This is a genomic window from Pseudomonas sp. S3_A03 (genome assembly GCF_054668275.1).
Map to the genome: position 1 here is coordinate 360,276 of NZ_CP162753.1, position 16,748 is coordinate 377,023.

Below are 16,748 nucleotides of genomic sequence, written 5' to 3' on the forward strand. Positions count from 1 at the left end.
TGCTGGAACAAAAACCACAACAAGAAAGCGGTGAATAGCGATGAAGCAGGAGAAAACCCAGGTTGTCATCGTGGGCGGTGGCCCCAACGGGATCACGGCCGCGCACTTTATGGGCATGTACGGTATCGACTGCGTCGTCCTTGAGCTGGCCGACGGCATCCTGCCTTACCCGCGTGCGGTGGGCATGGACGACGAGGCGTTGCGCGTGCTGCAGGGCATCGGCATTGCCGAGCTGGCGGTGCGCGACATGATTTACGATGTACCGCTGCGCTATTACAACGCGCGCGGCGTGTGTTTCGCCGAGGTCAAGCCAAGTGCCGCGCAGTACGGCTGGCCGATGCGCAATATTTTCATGCAGCAGCTGCTCGAAGGCACCTTGCGCGAACGGCTCGGGCAGCATGCCAGTGTCCAATTGCGCCAGGGCCATGAACTGCTTGAGCTGGAGCAGGACGAGCACGGCGTGACCCTGCAGGTACGCGACGCCGCTGGCGAGGTCTATGCACTGCAGGCCGACTACGTGATCGGCGCCGACGGTGGCCGTTCCACCGTGCGCAAACAACTGGGTATCGAGCTGCTCGGGCTGACCCATCCGCGCAAATGGGTGGTGGTCGATACGGCCAACGACACCCTGGATGCGCCCTATACCGCGCTGCATGCCGATCCGCAGCGGCCGTTTGTGTGCATCTACCTGCCTTATCAGCAGCGGCGCTGGGAATTCATGCTGATGGAGGGCGAAGACGAAGCCAAAATGTGCGAAGAGGCGACGATTCGCCAACTGATCCATGGGCATATCGGCGACGCTGTCGACCAGCTCAATATCATCCGCATTCGTGCCTATACCCACCATTCGCGGGTCGCGGCGCGGTTTGTCCAAGGGCGAGTGGCACTGGTGGGTGATGCGGCGCACATTTCGCCACCCTGGGCCGGGCAGGGCCTCAACTCCGGCCTTCGCGACGTGGCCAACGTGGCCTGGAAACTGGCGGCGATCATTCAGGGCCGCGCGGCGCCGTCGATTCTGGCCAGCTACGACCAGGAACGCCGTGGCCACGCCACCGAGCTGGTGGCGCTGGCCGACAACATGGGGGCGGTACTGGGCCTGACCAACCCGCTGATGGCCGGCGTGCGCGACTGGTTGTTCCAGGCGGTGAATAGCGTCGACAACCTGCGCTCGCACTTGCTGGAGTTCAAGTTCAAACCCAAGGCCACCATCACCAAGGGCCTGGTTTATCACGAGCGCGCCGAGCTGCGTGAAGACGACTTGGTGGGCCAGTTGTTCATCCAGCCGAACATCGAAGACGCCCAGGGCCAGCGCCGCCGCCTGGACGAGATGCTGGGCAGTGGCTATGCCGTGCTTGGCTACCGGGTGAACCCGCGTGACCAGCTCAGCCAACCCATGGCCGAGTATTGGGCGCGTTGGGGCACGCGGTTCATTCAAGTCAACCGGTCGCGCAGCGGTGTGGGGCGCAACCAGCCGTTGACGGCCACCGACGCCCTGAGCGTGGAGGACGTGGATAACCGCCTGGGCGAATGGTTCTCCAAGGTGCGCGACTGCATCGTCGTGGTGCGTCCGGACCGCTTTGTCGCCGCCATCACCACCCCTGAACGCCTGGATGGCGTGCTGCGCAAACTGGCGGAGCAACTGTCATGAGCCACGACCATGACCTGCTTGAACAATTGCACCAGGCCGGGCGCCGCGCTCGGGCGCTCGCACCCCTTGCGCTAGAGGCGCTGGACCGGCAGCAGGGCTACGCGCTGCTGCATCAGGGCGTGGCGCGCCGCCAGGCGGCGGGCGAGCGTGTGAGTGGCTGGAAAGTGGCCCTCGCCGGCCGTGCGGCGCAAGCGCGTTTTGGCCTGGATGAACCGGTGTATGGCGCCCTTACACCTGCGATGGAAGTTGAACCGGGCAGCACGGTGCCGTTTACGCGGCTGATCCAGCCTAAGCTCGAGATCGAACTGGCGCTGGTATTCGGGCGCACGCTGGCGCCGGGCGCCTACAGCGACGAGGCGATTCTGGCGGCCGTGGCCGAAGTGGCGCCGGCGTTCGAGATCGCCGACTGCCGCTGGCAGGGCTGGCGTTTCGGGCTTGGTGCCTTCCTTGCCGATAACGCCGCCGCCGGGCTGTATTGCGTTGGCCCGCGTACGCCGTTCGATCCGGCACTGCATGGCTGCGTGCCCTATCGCCTGGAACACGACGGTGCGCCATTGGGGAGCGGCGACACTCAGCAGCGTGAAGACAGCCCGCTGTTGAACCTGTGTTGGCTGGTGCGGCGCCTGTTGGCAGCCGGGCAGGGCGTTGAGGCCGGGCAGGTTGTGCTGTCCGGTGCGCTGCTGGCACCGCTGGATATTCAGCCGGGCACGTATCGTCTGCACATGCTTGGCACGGAACTGGCTTTGGTTTTTCACGCGGGCATCGCGTCCGCGTAAACGCCAGCTGCCGTCAGGGATGACAAAGCCCCCTTCAGGCCCAAGCCACGCAACCGGCCGCCGAGGAACGACGAATATGCTCGCGCAAGTCCGCACCTTCAATGACTCTCAACAGCACGCCGTTTCGATCCAGGGCTGGCAGCAGGTGTATGACCAGCTCGGCCGTGGTTGCCTGACCAGCGAGCTGTGGCAGTTGTCCGGCGATCGCTTTCAGATCTTCCAGGAGGTGCTGGACAAGCGCGTGGTGCAGCACGGCCGCTCGCCCAAGGGACGCTTGTGCGCGGCCATGTCCCTGGGCAGCCCGCCGGTGGTTCAGGGGCAGCAGGTCAATGCGCAAAGTGTGGTGTTGCTGCGCGACGGCGAAGAGTTCGTGTTACATGCGCCGCAAGGCACGCACTTTTTTGCGCTCAACGTCGACGCCGTACGTTTTGCCAAACTGGCTGCGGTGGAATTATCCAATGATCAGCTCAAGCGCCTCACCAGCGTGTCGGCGCTCAGCGTGGATGAAACGTTACTGTTGCGTATTCGCCAGCGCATCCACCCGTTGTTTCGTCACTTTTTGGAACATGCGCACGCGATCAGCCCGGCGTCGGAAAAAATGCTCGAGGACGAACTGCTCGGTGCGTTCCTCGATCTGTTCAGCCACGCCGGCGATGAGGTGCGTTGCCGACGTGGCAATTTCGCGGTGAGTGCCTACCTGGTCCGGCGCAGCCAGGAACTGCTTATTGCCAGTGGTGATGCGCCGTTAAGCATTCTTGACCTGTGTGAGCAACTGCGCGTCAGTCGCAGGACCCTGCAGAACAGCTTCCAGGCCGTGACTGATATGCGGCCGGTCGAATACCTGCGCAACCTGCGCCTCAACGCGGTCCGGCGACAGTTGATCGCCACCCCCGCGTGCGAGAAAAACGTGGGTGAGATTGCTGTGGCCATGGGGTTTTTCCACCTGAGCCATTTCGCCACGCACTATCGTGAGCTGTTCGGCGAATCGCCGTCCGAAACACGCCGGGCACACCGAGCCTAAGCGAGGTGCCGAGTCGCCTGTCAGGCCGCCATCGGGGGCAAGCCCCCTCCCACATTTGGCTGCGTTCACACTTCTAAAAAATCAGCTCGGCGTAAATCGCTGGCCGATTGCAGCCCCGTTTTTTTACGTTCTTCGAGCAGCCTCGGCGGCGTTACGGACGGCATGGGGCACCTGTGGAGTGCGTCGAGCGGTGATAGATGTCACGGGTGACGTCGAGCAGATAACGCGCTTCGTCAGTCATCAACAACAGGTCGATCTGGACTTCCTCGATAATGATTTCCAGCGTGATCAACAGGCCAATAGCCGGGGCAATGACCAGCCAGTGGTAATACGACAGCGTGACTAATGAAACGCACACGCCGATCAACCACAGCGCCAATACACATTGCGGCGCGTACTGCTGCAGGGGGATCCACACGCGTTGCAACTTTCTCAACTTAAACGCATAGAGCGTCAATGACGTTTCCAGTTGTTTAAGGTCGATAGAGTGCCGAGCTGAATGCTGTGTAGGCATAACAGTTATCCAAGTAACAACGTTAAACATCGGAGCCGGGCCATCGACGATGCGGCTATTGTTGGCCCGGGTGCCCACGGCCTGGCAGCGTTTGGCCGAGCCAGGCGACATTGACTGCGTTGACTTCCACCCATTCACCCCTGGCGGGAATCCCTTGGCAACTCATAAAAGCAATACAACGTCCGTGTGTGTCCAGTAAGGCAAAGTGGCGGTATTTTTTGACTCTTTTGAACAGGCCAATAGAGCAATGCATGCCATCACCTTGGTGCGATTTAGTACGGATAAGTTGTCAGGGTTGAGTCTTAAACAGCGCGGCGCCAGGCCAGCTGAGTTCAAATAACGTGCCGCTGTTGAGCGCGGTTCGACAGGTCACTGCGCCGCCATGGGCGATGGCAATCGCGCGTACTACGGTCAGGCCCAGGCCGCTGCCGCCCTGGGCGCGCGAGCGTGAACGTTCGCCGCGCTGGAACGCCTCGAAAATGTGCTCGGCGAACGCCGCGTCGACCCCCGGGCCCTCATCCGCGACCCTCAGGAAATGGCCGCGCTCGTCACTGCCCAGTTCGATGCTGACGATGCCCGGCGTGGCATGCCGACGAATATTGTCCAGCAGCGCCAGCAAGGCCTGGCGGATGCGATCGGCGTCGCAGTGCACGGGGCCCTTGCGCAGGTTTAATTGCAAGGCAAAACCGGCACCGTTCAGGCTGGGTTCGAACAAGCGAGCTTCAGCCTCCAGTGCGTCGGCCAGTTCCACCTCCTGAAGTGCCAGCTCCAAATGGCCGTTGTCGCTCATGCCCACCACGCGAAGGTCTTCGACCAGTCGGGTCAAGCCCTCGACCTGGCCCAGGAGGCTGTAGAACTGCGCGGTATCCGGCTCGAAAACGCCCTCGGCCAGCCCCTGCAGACGGCCGCGCAGGATAGTCAGCGGGGTGCGCAGTTCGTGGGCAATGGCAGCGTTCCAGAAGGCTTGTTCCTCGGCCATGCGTTTGAGTCGGTTGGCCATGCTGTTGAAGTCATTGACCAACAGGGCGGCTTCAACCAGGGAAAGATCGGGCGCCACGGCGCGGGCATCCAGGTCACCGTCAGCCAGGCTGCGCAGGCTCGCCGCCACCGAATTGAGCGGCGCCAGAATGCGTTTGGACAACTTGACGGCCACCGCCGCGCCGACCCCCAGGCTGACGCAGGTGATCAGGCCCATCCACACCCATTCCACGCCTGTGGGCAGCCATTCGTTCGCTTCCATTTCCAACTCCGTGGGTGGCGCGATTGTCCAGAGCACTGCGTAGAACACATAGGAACCCACCACCGCGAGCGCAATCACGCACAGGACCACGGCCGACATCGACACGATGATCTGCCGGCTCAGACTGTTGGCCACGTTCATGCCTGGCTCCCGAACCGGTAGCCGACGCCACGGATGCTGGCGGGCACGCCCTGCAGGCCGAGGTCTTCGATCTTGCGGCGCAGCTTGCTGATATGGCTGTCGACGGTACGCTCCAGGCTGTCGCTTTCCGGCGAGCAGAGCACCAGCAGTTCGGCACGGCTGAACACTCGACGCGGCGCCTTGGCTAACTGGGCGAGCAACTTGAACTCGGTGACCGTCAGGTGCAACGGCTGTTTTTGCGTGCCGATGTGGACGTTCACCTCATGGCTGTCGATGTCGATTTCAAAGGCGTCGACGCGCAGTACACGGCGGTCGGCGCCATGGCCCTGTTCGCCGCAGCGGCGCAGCACGGCCTGGGTTCTGGCGATGACTTCCGCCGGGTTGAAAGGTTTGACGACGTAGTCGTCCGCGCCGATGCGCAGGCCCATGAGCTTGTCCATATCCTGGTCGTGCGCGGTCAGCATGATCACCGCCGTGTTGCCGCGATGGCGCAGCTCTGCCAGCACCTTCCAGCCGTCCAGCTTGGGCATCATCACATCGAGCAGCACCAGGTCCGGTTTGAGCTGCTGATGCAGTTCGAGCGCGCGACGCCCATCCGGCGCATGCGCCGTACGAAAACCCGCGCGCTTGAGGTAGGCCGTGAGGATGTCGGCGATTTCCGGTTCGTCTTCGGCGATCAGCACCAGCGCCTGGTGGGCGGGTGATGCAGGGAGTGATTCAGTCATGGTCTGCTCGTTCGGTGCACGGTTTTTCAGCAACGGGTTGGATGATGCACCGCAAGCATGCACGTTCAGCGAAGGTTTTATGGAGAAATGATGGAGAGGCGAATAAATATTCGTCGAGCTGGGAGGAGGGGCCGCTCAGGCGAAACGGATGCGCTCGTTGCAGGCGCTCTGCAGCATTTTGCGTTGGTAGTCGCAGGGGGTCGTGCTGACCAGCTTCTTGAAGTCGCGCAAAAAGTGCGACTGATCGGAAAAACCCAGGTCCAGGGCCAGGTCCGAAAACGATACGTCGTTGCGGGTGTTCAGGGTTTCCAGCGCCGCCTGGCAGCGAATGATCCGGCAGAACGTCTTGGGCGACACGCCGGTGTCCTGGCTGAACTGGCGATGAATCGTGCGGCTGGTGTAGCCACTCAGGTCTTCCAGTTGCTGAATGCGCAGGTCGCCCCGATGGGCCAGCGCTTGTTGAATGACCATGGCCGTGAGCTTTGAGGTCCTGCCCATCAGGCGCGGGGCCAGGTAGTCACTGAATAATTTCATCTGCTCGTGCAGCTGTGGGGCCTGCACGATGCTCTCGAAAATGCGCTGGGCAAAGGCCGACACTTCCAGCAGGTCCCATTCCTGTTCGGTCAGGTCTTCGGCCACCACATTGATGAAGCCTGGAATCACCCCCGGCGCGAAGCGCACGCCGAAGTAGTGGTGATCCTGCAGCAGCTCGACCCGTTGCGCTTGCAGCGGTGTGCCACGGATCCTCACGCTGGGGCGCGTGGCGTCGCAGTCGAACACGATGTCCACGCAGCCGTCCGGCACCGCCAGCAGGTCCGCCGAGTGGGCCACATCGAAGGCGTAGAAATGCGAGATCGCCGGGTGTTGGGAAGGCATGACCGAATAGCGCGATGAGTTGAGCACGAACCAGGGTTGTTCGTACGCGGTGTGGTGCCGCAGCGTTGGCGTACTCGGGTTGATCATGAGCGGACTCGGGTTGGCTAAAAGCGGGAATATTCACGCATTTTTCGCGCCAACTCAGACGAGCGGGCCGGGCCTTGATGTCCGAAATTTACAATACCGGCGCAAAACGCGCCGTGATACTCGACCTCGATAGCGTGGGAGCAGCGCCTACCGCAGCGATATCACCTTCAGCCCGAGAATAACTATGTCCACTACTACAAAAATAGACTTCATCTACCTGTCCGAGCAGGACATGATCCGTGCTGGCGTAACCGATATGCTCGCCTGTGTGAATACCATGGAAGAGATGTTCGGCCTGCTCTATAGCGGCGACTATCGCATGGCCGGGCCGAACAATGATTCCCATGGCGCGATGGTGGTATTCCCCAAGGATTCGCCGTTCCCGAACATGCCCAAGCCCACCGCCGACCGCCGCATGATGGCGATGCCGGCCTACCTGGGCGGCAGCTTCTGCACCGCGGGCGTCAAATGGTACGGCTCCAATATCGCCAACCGCGAAAAAGGCCTGCCCCGCTCGATCCTGATGTTCACCCTCAACGACCCCGACACCGGCGCACCGCTGGCGCATATGTCCGCCAACCTACTGTCGGCCTACCGCACCGGCGCCATCCCCGGCGTGGGCGCGCGGCACCTGGCGCGCAAGGATTCGAAGGTAGTCGGCCTGCTCGGCCCCGGGGTGATGGGCAAGACCACGCTCGCCGCATTCATCGCCGTTTGCCCGCACATCGACACCTTGAAGATCAAAGGCCGTGGCGAGAAAAGCCTGAACGATTTTATTGCCTGGGTGAAAAACACTTACCCGCAGGTGACCACGATCAAGGTGGTCGACAGCCTCGAAGAGGTGGTGCGTGGTTCCGACCTTGTTACTTATTGTAGCTCCGGCGAGACAGGCGACCCCTCGATCTACCCAATTGTGAAGCGCGAGTGGGTCAAGCCGGGGTGCTTCATGGCGATGCCGGCATCGTGCTCGCTGGATGAAGGCATGGAGCGCGCCGACGTGCGCAAGGTACTCGACAACACCGGCCTCTACGAAGCCTGGTTCGAAGAGCTGCCCAAGCCTGCGCACCACTGCGTGCCGGTGATTGGTGTGCGGTTCATGGACATGATCGCCGAAGGCAAGATGCAGCACGCAGAGCTTGAAGACATCGGCAAGATCGTCGCCGGTGATGCCCAGGGCCGTCGCAACGATGAAGAGATCATCATCATGTCGGTGGGCGGCATGCCGGTGGAAGACGTCGCCTGGGGCACCGTGGTGTACCGCAATGCCGTGGAAAAAGGCATCGGCGTGAAGCTCAACCTGTGGGAAACCCCCGTCCTGCGCTAAGCCAACCTTTACCCCACTGACGAGACCTGTGACATGACTAAAATCATCAAGCTCAAAACCGGTTCCCCCTTTGAAGACCAGGCCAGCTATTCGCGCCTGGTGGTGGTGGATAACTGGATCTATGTGTCCAATACCGCCGGGCGCAACCCGCAGACCAAACTGATCCCTGAAGACATCCTCGAGCAGACGCACCAAGTGTTCGCCAACATCGAAACCGCGCTGGCCGCCGTCGATGCAAGCCTGGCCGATGTGGTGTGCTCGCGGGTATTTATCCAGGACCCCAAGGACGTGCCGGCGGTGATGGGCCTGATCGGCGAGAAATTCCGCGGTGTCGATCCGGCGAGCACCGTGACCTGCCCGCCGTTGGGTTCGACGGTGTACAAGGTGGAGCTGGAAGTGACGGCGTATCGCAACGCCTCCAAGGCCCAGGTCGAAGTGATTCGCCTGGCGCAATAACCCGTCCCGCGGCCGCGCCCTCGCGCGGCCGACCTCAATTGTTTTGCGAGTCCTGATCATGGCCCCGACTATTGCGCCCGTGAATACGTCCACCGAGTTTCCCACCGCCACCGCCGTTGTCATCATCGGCGGCGGCATTATCGGCTTGAGCGCTGCACTGACACTGGCCGAACGCAATATCCCGGTGGTGGTTTTGGAAAAAGGCCGTATCGCCGGCGAGCAGTCCTCGCGCAACCTGGGCTGGGTGCGCAAGACCAGCCGCCACGCGCACGATATTCCACTGGCCCTGGCCGCTGACCGCTTGTGGGCGCAAATGCCCGAGCGGGTCGGTGCGGACGTGGGCTACCGCCAGGAAGGCATCATGTTTGTCGCCCATAACGAGGCGCAAATGGCAATGCATGAAGGCTGGCTTAAATCGGTCGAGCAGTTGTCGCTTGACTCGCGGTTGCTGAGCAAGCGCGAGATCGAAGCGCTGGTGCCGGGCGGCGAGGGGGCCTGGGCCGGCGGGATCTACACGCCGTCCGATGCGCGTGCCGAACCGACCCTGGCCAGCAGCGCGATCGCCAAGGCCGCCATGGCGCTGGGCGTGGTGATCATCGAACAGTGCGCGGTGCGTACGCTGCAGATGTCGGCCGGCAAGGTCAGTGGCGTGGTCACCGAAAAAGGCGAGATTCGTTGCGACCAGGTGTTACTCGCCGGCGGCATGTGGTCGCGGCGCTTCCTGGGTAACCTGGGGGTGTCGTTGCCGACCCTGGCCTTGACCTGTTCGGTGTTGCGCACCCATCCGATGCAGGGCCCCACCGAAATTGCCGTGGGCGCGCCGGACTTTTCCTTTCGCAAGCACAAGGATGGCGGCTTCATCATTACCCAGCGCGGCAAGCTGGACGCGTTCCTGACCCTCGATCACCTGTTGCTGGCCAAGCAATACATGCCGCAATTTCGCGCGCAGCGCAGTGTGTTGAACGTGTCGCTGGGCAAATATTTCTTTAACGACCTGGCACTTGCGCGGCGCTGGTCGGCTGACAGTGTCAGCCCGTTCGAACGCGTGCGCGTACAGGACCCGGCGGCCAACCCCCGGCTCAATAACGATGCGATGAACAACCTCAAGGCCGCCTGGCCGGTGTTCGAGCAAGCGCGGATAGCCGAGGCCTGGGCGGGCACGATCGATGTGACGCCGGACTCCAACCCGGTGATCGGGCCGGTTGCGCAAATCCCCGGCCTGACCGTGGCCACCGGTTTCTCCGGGCACGGCTTCGGCACCTCGCCGGCGGCAGGCCATTTGGCCGCCGATATCGTCAGCGGGCATACCCCGATCATCGACCCGAGCCCCTATCGGTTTGAGCGTTTCTAACGAGGTCCACCCCCCACGCCCCTCGCTTTTACCCGGATTAGCGGAGCCACCCTATGCACCCGGACAGCCGTTTTTTCACCAATCGTTCAGGCCTGAACCTGCATGTGCTGCGCTGGGGCAACCCGAGCGGCGTGCCTTTGGTCTTGCTGCACGGCTTGCGCGCGTACGCCCAGACCTGGGAGTCACTGGTCGATGCACTGGGCGATGGCTATTGCATCTATGCCCTGGACCAGCGCGGTCGCGGGCTGAGTGACTGGGCGCCGGCCGCCAGCTACCACACCCAATCCTATGTGCACGACCTGGAGGACTTCGTCGCCCATGTCGGCTTGCAGCGCTTCGTGTTGTTGGGGCACTCGCTGGGGGGCGCCAACGCGCTGGAGTATGCACGCCAGCATCCGGGGCGCTTGATTGGCCTGATCATCGAAGACATCGGGCCCGGTTCCTCAAGCCAGGGCGACGGTGCGGCGCGCATTCGTCGCGAGATGGCCCAGACCCCGTTGCGTTTCGACACTTGGGACGCCGCCCGCGCCTTCTGGCAGGCGTCGCGGCCGGGCTTGTCGGCAGCGGGCCTGACGTCGCGGCTGGCGCATTCGATGAAGGAAAGCGCGGGCGCGATTACCTGGCGCCACGACCAACAAGGTATCGCCGAGGCGCGCCTGAGCATTGAGCCGACCGACCTGTGGCCGGCGGTACGCGCCCTGGATTGCCCGACCTTGTTCATTCGCGGTATGCGCTCGGACTTTCTGCCGGCGGCGACGCTGCAAGCCCTGCGTGACAGCAATGCGTGGGTGCGCACGGCGCAGGTGGCGGATGCCAGTCACTATGTGCATGACGACCAGGGCGAAATCTTCAACCGGCTGGTCATCGAGTTCCTGGATAGCCTTGCGATTGCGGGTCAATGAAGACGCAAGCACGCCTGATCGCACTGTTGTCATCGCTGACGGCCTTCGGGCCGTTTTCGATTGATACTTACCTGCCCAGCTTCCCGCAGATCGCCGAGGACCTGTCGACCAGCACCGCGCAGGTGCAACACACCATCAGCGCCTTTCTCGCCGGGTTGTGCCTGGGCATGTTGTGCTACGGCCCGTTGTCGGACCGTTATGGCCGTCGTCCGCTGTTGTTGGGCAGCCTGGCGTTGTATGTCGTGGCGACCCTGGGTTGCCTGTTTGCCGGCAGCGTCGAGCAGTTGATTGCCTGGCGCTTTGTCCAGGCGTTGGGCGGGGCGGGTGCGTTGGTGCTGGCCCGCACGGTCGCCAGGGACCTGGTGGGCCTGGTGCAGGCGGCCAAAGTGCTGTCGTGGATGCACGTGCTGACCATGATGGCGACACTGGTCGCGCCGATGATCGGCACCTGGCTGGTATTGATCCAAGGCTGGCGCACGATCTTCGCGGCCTTGTTCATCCTGTCCAGCCTGTGCCTGTTGCTGGTTGCGGTGACCTTGAAAGAAAGCCTGCCGCCGCAGGAGCGGGGGGCGTCGGTGCAGGCGGCGTTCGCGGCTTACCTGGCCATTGCCCGGCAACCCAGGGCGGTGGCGCTGATCTTGTGCATGTCATTGGCGTTCGGCGGCATGTTCGCCTTTATCACCGCCTCGCCGTTTGTGTATGTCGTGTACTTCGGGGTGTCGCCACGCATGTTCAGCGCGCTGTTCGCCCTGAATATCCTCGGCATCATCCTGGTGACCTTTATCAACGCACGCTGGGTGGGCCGTTATGGGCCGCAACGCATGCTCGGGGTGGGCGCCATGCTGGCGTGCGGGGCAGGGCTGGCGCTGCTGATCGTGGGGTTTACCGGCTGGGGCGGGCTGGCGAGCATCGTGGGTTGCATGGTGCTCTATATGGGTGTGACCGGCTTGCTCGGCGCCAATTGCACGGCCAGCCTGATGGCGCTGTTCCCGCGCCAGGCCGGTGCAAGCGTGGCCTTGGGGGTTTCGGTGCAATTCGCTATTGGAGCGCTGGCCAGCCTGTGGGTCAGCCACTTGGCTGATGGCAGCGCCTGGCCGATGTGCCTGGTGGTGGGATGTTGTGGGCTGGGTTGCCTTGTTGCCTATGCAGTCAGCCTGCGTATGCCTGCCCGCGCGGTCGCGGTGCAGGATGTTGTCGAGCAAACGTGAGCCGCTGTTAAAAAAACCAGGATATTGGAATGAAAACTACAAAAATAAATCCGATCGATAAAACCTCCGTCTATGTGTGTGCAGGGCTGGTCTCGGGCGCAGGTGCGCTGTTGTTGAACGTGCTGCCCTTGCTGTTTGGCGCGTTTGCCGAGCGTTTTGGGCTTGGCGAGCACCAACTGGGCAACCTGGCGATGGCCATGAACCTGGGGTTTGGCGCGTTCGGGCTGGCGTCTTTGCTGTGGATTCACCGGCTCAGTTGGCGGGTCATTTCGGCGTTGTCGTCGGCGCTGGTGGTGGGGGCGATCCTGTTTGTGCTGCGCAACCCGTCCTATCAAGCGCTGCTGGTGATCATGGCCCTGGCGGGCGCCGGCACAGGTGCCTTGTATGCCCTGGCGATGACGATTTTCGGTGACAGCTCGCAGCCCGAACGTGCGTTTGGTTTCAAGCTGGGTATCGAGACCGTGCCGGGCGCCTTGCTGCTCATCGTGCTGCCGGTGGCGGTGGCGCCGGTGTGGGGGTTTGAAGGTATGTTGATCACCATCGCGATTGCCATGGTGGTGATGGGGATCCTGCCGCTGCCCTGGGTGCCACGTCGCAGCGAGCGGCAACGGGATGCGGCCGGTGCCCAGGTGCGGATTGCCAGCGCCGAGAGTCGCAGCATCGTGTGGTTGAGCCTGGTGGCCAGCCTGGTGTTCCTGACCGGCATTATGTCGGTATGGGCGTTCCTCGAGCTCATGGGCAAAAAGACCGGCCTGGCTTCCGACACCATCGGCATGGTGCTGGCGCTGGGGTTTTTGATCAATGCGGGCGGTGGCTTCATCGCGTCGGCGATCGGCCTGAAGGTGGGGCGTTTCATGCCGGTGGCCGTGGTTATCCTTGCAGAGTTGCTGGGCCTGGTGGCACTGGCGCAGTTCGCTTCCCTGACGAGCTACGTGATAGGCGTGATCTGTTTTCTGTTTTCGATCGGCTTCGTGCTGGCCTATACCTTTGGCGTCATGGCCGAGTTCGACCTCTCGGGCAAGCTCGTCGCGCTGGGCGCACTCTGCCTGTCCCTCGGCGCGGCGTTCGGGCCGGCCATCGGTGGGTTTCTGATCGAGGCATTCGGCTACTCGGCGGTGTTGGTGTTCTCGGGTGCCTGTTCGGTGGCGGTGCTGGCCATCTATGGTGCGGCGGTGTTGAGAGCCCAACTGGCATTCCAGCGTACCCAGGCTGCGGGCAGCGCCGTTATGTCCGGGGTGTGAGCGAGTAACAAGGGGAATACCCATGCGCGGTCAAGCGTTGTCGGCGTGGAACGAACGTGTGCACGCGGCCTGTGGCCGTTTCGATACGCGCTATGACCATTGCCAGAGCCTGTTCATCGGCGACATGCAACAGACGCTGGTGGGCACCACGGCGGTCGCCCATATTCGCAGCAATGCCAGTGTGATTGCCAAGGCCGCCGGCTCAAGCGGGCGCGACTCATCGGCGCGGTGTTTTCTGGTGTTGCAGCAGCAGGGCTCGATGAGTATCGAGCTGGGCGACAAGGTGCTTGACCTGCGCGCGGGTGACCTGGCTTTGCTGGACTTTTGCGGCGCGGTGAAAATGACCCCCATGGGGTTGTTCGCCCATGTGTCGATTCCGCTGCCGAGCGAGTTGCTCAAGGGCCTGGACCGCAACCGCTTCGGCAAGCTGTCGACCACCGGGGTGTGCGGCCAACTGCTGGGCACGCTGGTCCGTCAGCTCGCTGCGGGCGAGCTGGCGCAGTGGTCGTGCGCGCAGGATGGCGAGGGTGTGCCAAGGGCGCTGGTGGCCTTGCTGGCCTCGGTGCTGGAGTACCGTGCGAGCGACCACTCGCCGGGATGGCAGTTGCATGAGGTGCAATCGCTCATTCAGCAACGGCTTGAATCACCCCGGCTGTCTCCGGCGTTGCTGGCCGAAGAGCTGGGCATCTCCAGCCGTCAGCTCTACAGGTTGTTTGAGGCAAGTGGCGACAGTGTCTGCCGCTACATCCTGCGGGAGCGGTTGTCGAAGGCCGCGCAAGACCTGCGCGACCCCGTTTGCGCGCATCGTTCGATCACTGATATTGGCAGCTACTGGGGGTTTGCCGATTCGGCGCATTTTTCCAAGGCGTTCAAGAGGCAGACGGGGCTGACACCGAGCAGTTATAGACATCGTGGGTACTGAGGCTGGGTTGCTGGGGGCTTCGGGGTGAACGCTTTTTTTGGGGTTTAGTGTGTGCATATCCGTTGCTGCGGTCACGGCGGCTATGGGTTCCGCCCTTACGGCGGGTCACTTTTGGAAAGAGCCCAAAAGTAACCAAAAGGCTCTTGCCCCACCACTCGGCACCTCGCCTAGGCTCGGTGTGCCCGTAATCCGACAGTGATTTGGGGGGCCGCCGCCACGCGCCATCCATGGCGCGGGGCGGCTAAACCGGCATCCCTGCCGGTTTACCCCCCAAATCACTGTCGAATTCCGGCCAGCGTGGTTAACGGGGCGCTCCAGATCAAAAACAAAGCGAGGCGGCCTTAGAGCCGACCTGATCAGTGAAGCGTACGCGGTGCCGCTTCTACTTCCTCAGCCGCTGACGAAGTCAGCAATCTTTTGATCTGGCTTTTGCTTTTGCTTTTGATCTTAGGCGCCCCGTTAAACACGCTGGCCGAACGCAGGCTTGAATCCGTGGGTAACCCGGCAGGACGCCGGGTTAGCCGCCCCGCGCCATGGATGGCGCGTGGCGGCGGCCCACGTATTCAAGCCTACGTTCGGGCACACCGAGCCTAAGCGAGGTGCCGAGTGTTGGGGCAAGAGCCCTTTTGGTTACTTTTGGGGCTCTTTTCCAAAAGTGACCCGCCGTAAGGGCGGAACCCATAGCCGCCGTGACCGCAGCAACGGATATGTACTCACACCCAAAGAACCTGGTCGGCCCTAAGGCCGCCACGCAAACAAGCACCCCCACCCATCTCAGTAACGAATAATCACCGATTTCAGCTCAGTGTAATCATCGATAAACGCACTGCCGAATTCACGACCAATGCCCGAAGCCTTCACGCCGCCAAACGGCACACTGGGGTCGACAAACGTATGCATGTTGACCCACACCGTGCCCGCTTCGATTTGCGGGATCAGGCGCAGGGCCTTGGACAAGTCGTTGGTCCAGATACTCGCCGTAAGGCCGAACGGGCTGTCGTTCATCAGTTCGACCAGTTCCTCTTCGTCGTCGAACGCAAGCACACACACCACCGGGCCGAAGGTTTCCTCGTGCAGCAGCGGGTCGTCCCTGCCGGTGGCCACGATCAGCGTCGGCTCCACGTAGTAGCCGGCGCGGTCCACGGCGCGCGCGCCGTATACCACCTGGTTGCCTTGCAGGGCTCGGTCGAAAAAGCCGAGGATCTTGTCCAGGTGCGCCTTGTTCGACAGCGGGCCGAACTGGGCATGTTCATCCAGGGGCGAACCGATGACCAGCTGCGACAACGTCGCGACCATTTTCTGGGTGACGTGCCCGATGAGAGAGCGGTGCACGAACAAACGCTCGGGCGATGCACACACCTGGCCCTGATGCACATAGGCTGACTGCACGAAGCGCGCCACGGCGTCATCCACATTGGCGTCGGCCAGCAGCGCGGCGGCGTTCTTGCCGCCCAGTTCCAGGGTGACACGGGTCAGGTCGGCGGCCATGGCGGCCTTGCCCACGGCGATACCGGTGGGTACCGAGCCGGTGAACGACACCTTGCGCACGCCAGGGTGTTCGATCAACTGTTGGCCGACCTGGCCACGGCCATTGACCACATTGATCACGCCCGCCGGAATCCCGGCCTCGATTGCCAGTTCCGCCAGGCGCAACAGGGACAGCGGGGTGTACTCGCTGGGTTTGAGCACCACGGTACAGCCGGTGGTCAGCGCGGCGCCGAGTTTCCACACGCCGATCATCAGCGAGAAATTCCACGGCACGATGGCCGCTACCACGCCTACCGGTTCGCGCAGGGTATAGGCGCTGTACTGCTCGCCGTCCAGGCTGGGAAACGAGGGGCTCATGGTCTGGCCGCCGATCTTGGTCGCCCAGCCGGCGAAATAACGCAGGAACACCGCGCTCTGGCCCACTTCGATATGGCGCGACAGGTTGATCGACTTGCCGGAACTCAGGGTTTCCAACTGCGCCAGTTCTTCGCCATGGGCCTCGATCAGGTCGGCCAGGCGGTTGAGCAGGACACCGCGCTGGTAGGGCGTGACCTGCGCCCACGCGCCCTTGAAGGCTGCGTTCGCATTGTTGACGGCCAGGTTTACGTCTTCGGCCTGGGCGTCGCGCAGATGGGCGATTGTTTCGCCGGTGCCGGGGTCGACCACGCCGATGCGCTGGGTGGACGCGCTGGTGTGCGCGGCGCCGTCGATGAAGTTGGAGTGGTCGCGGCCCAGGAAGGCAACGACTGAAGGCAGTAAGGCAATGTGCATGGCGGCGCTCCAATGAAAGGTTCGTCGCGCCCGAAGCGCGCTCGAAAGACCTTTGCA

General features: G+C 62.6%; 15 protein-coding genes. 10 read left to right on the forward strand and 5 right to left on the reverse strand.

Annotated features, from left to right (window positions below; all coding sequences use genetic code 11):
* The first annotated feature begins 40 nt into the window (after window positions 1-40).
* From AB4O25_RS01675 to AB4O25_RS01685, 3 genes are all read left to right on the forward strand, one after another.
* Complete coding sequence (locus AB4O25_RS01675; RefSeq protein ID WP_460150368.1) at window positions 41-1,648, forward strand: bifunctional 3-(3-hydroxy-phenyl)propionate/3-hydroxycinnamic acid hydroxylase; 1,608 nt, start codon at window positions 41-43, stop codon at window positions 1,646-1,648.
* Window positions 1,645-2,424, forward strand: coding sequence for a 2-keto-4-pentenoate hydratase (locus AB4O25_RS01680; protein ID WP_017526982.1), 780 nt, complete (start codon window positions 1,645-1,647; stop codon window positions 2,422-2,424). The genes AB4O25_RS01675 and AB4O25_RS01680 overlap by 4 nt, the downstream gene beginning before the upstream one ends.
* 76 nt (window positions 2,425-2,500) lie before the next feature.
* A complete protein-coding gene (locus AB4O25_RS01685; RefSeq protein ID WP_017526983.1) occupies window positions 2,501-3,445 on the forward strand; it encodes a helix-turn-helix domain-containing protein in 945 nt (314 codons plus the stop codon).
* Window positions 3,446-3,596: 151 nt separating this feature from the next.
* Here the strand turns inward: AB4O25_RS01685 and AB4O25_RS01690 are convergent, their stop codons facing one another.
* From AB4O25_RS01690 to AB4O25_RS01705, 4 genes are all read right to left on the reverse strand, one after another.
* Complete coding sequence (locus AB4O25_RS01690; RefSeq protein ID WP_026067202.1) at window positions 3,597-3,959, reverse strand: hypothetical protein; 363 nt, start codon at window positions 3,957-3,959, stop codon at window positions 3,597-3,599.
* Between the two features lie 289 nt (window positions 3,960-4,248).
* A complete protein-coding gene (locus AB4O25_RS01695) occupies window positions 4,249-5,340 on the reverse strand; it encodes an ATP-binding protein (protein WP_460150369.1) in 1,092 nt (363 codons plus the stop codon).
* Window positions 5,337-6,065, reverse strand: a complete 729-nt coding sequence (locus tag AB4O25_RS01700; protein WP_017526986.1) for a response regulator — start codon at window positions 6,063-6,065, stop codon at window positions 5,337-5,339. Before AB4O25_RS01700 ends, AB4O25_RS01695 begins: the two co-directional genes overlap by 4 nt.
* Before the next feature lie 135 nt (window positions 6,066-6,200).
* The gene (locus tag AB4O25_RS01705) at window positions 6,201-7,028 is read right to left on the reverse strand and encodes a helix-turn-helix domain-containing protein (protein ID WP_460150371.1); all 828 of its coding nucleotides are present in this window, start codon (window positions 7,026-7,028) and stop codon (window positions 6,201-6,203) included.
* A 184-nt stretch (window positions 7,029-7,212) separates the two neighbouring features.
* Here AB4O25_RS01705 and AB4O25_RS01710 point away from each other — a divergent pair, with 184 nt between their 5' ends.
* Genes AB4O25_RS01710 through feaR form a run of 7 tightly spaced genes read left to right on the forward strand, consistent with a single transcriptional unit; the run spans window position 7,213 to window position 14,432 of the window.
* A complete protein-coding gene (locus AB4O25_RS01710; RefSeq protein WP_065878590.1) occupies window positions 7,213-8,352 on the forward strand; it encodes a tyramine oxidase subunit B in 1,140 nt (379 codons plus the stop codon).
* Window positions 8,353-8,385: 33 nt separating this feature from the next.
* Window positions 8,386-8,808 (forward strand): RidA family protein, encoded by a 423-nt coding sequence (locus tag AB4O25_RS01715; RefSeq protein ID WP_017526990.1) that lies wholly within the window; start codon window positions 8,386-8,388, stop codon window positions 8,806-8,808.
* Window positions 8,809-8,866: 58 nt separating this feature from the next.
* Window positions 8,867-10,159, forward strand: coding sequence for an NAD(P)/FAD-dependent oxidoreductase (locus AB4O25_RS01720; RefSeq protein ID WP_137220207.1), 1,293 nt, complete (start codon window positions 8,867-8,869; stop codon window positions 10,157-10,159).
* Window positions 10,160-10,212: 53 nt separating this feature from the next.
* Window positions 10,213-11,061, forward strand: a complete 849-nt coding sequence (locus tag AB4O25_RS01725) for an alpha/beta fold hydrolase (RefSeq protein ID WP_017526992.1) — start codon at window positions 10,213-10,215, stop codon at window positions 11,059-11,061.
* Complete coding sequence (locus tag AB4O25_RS01730; protein ID WP_065878588.1) at window positions 11,058-12,269, forward strand: multidrug effflux MFS transporter; 1,212 nt, start codon at window positions 11,058-11,060, stop codon at window positions 12,267-12,269. The genes AB4O25_RS01725 and AB4O25_RS01730 overlap by 4 nt, the downstream gene beginning before the upstream one ends.
* Window positions 12,270-12,298: 29 nt before the next feature.
* Entirely contained in the window at window positions 12,299-13,510 is a 1,212-nt protein-coding gene (locus AB4O25_RS01735) for an MFS transporter (RefSeq protein ID WP_460150373.1), read from the forward strand.
* Between the two features lie 22 nt (window positions 13,511-13,532).
* Window positions 13,533-14,432, forward strand: coding sequence for a transcriptional regulator FeaR (feaR, locus tag AB4O25_RS01740; protein ID WP_065878584.1), 900 nt, complete (start codon window positions 13,533-13,535; stop codon window positions 14,430-14,432).
* 774 nt (window positions 14,433-15,206) lie between these two features.
* Here feaR and AB4O25_RS01745 read toward each other — a convergent pair.
* Entirely contained in the window at window positions 15,207-16,691 is a 1,485-nt protein-coding gene (locus tag AB4O25_RS01745; RefSeq protein WP_065878580.1) for an aldehyde dehydrogenase family protein, read from the reverse strand.
* Window positions 16,692-16,748: the final 57 nt, after the last annotated feature.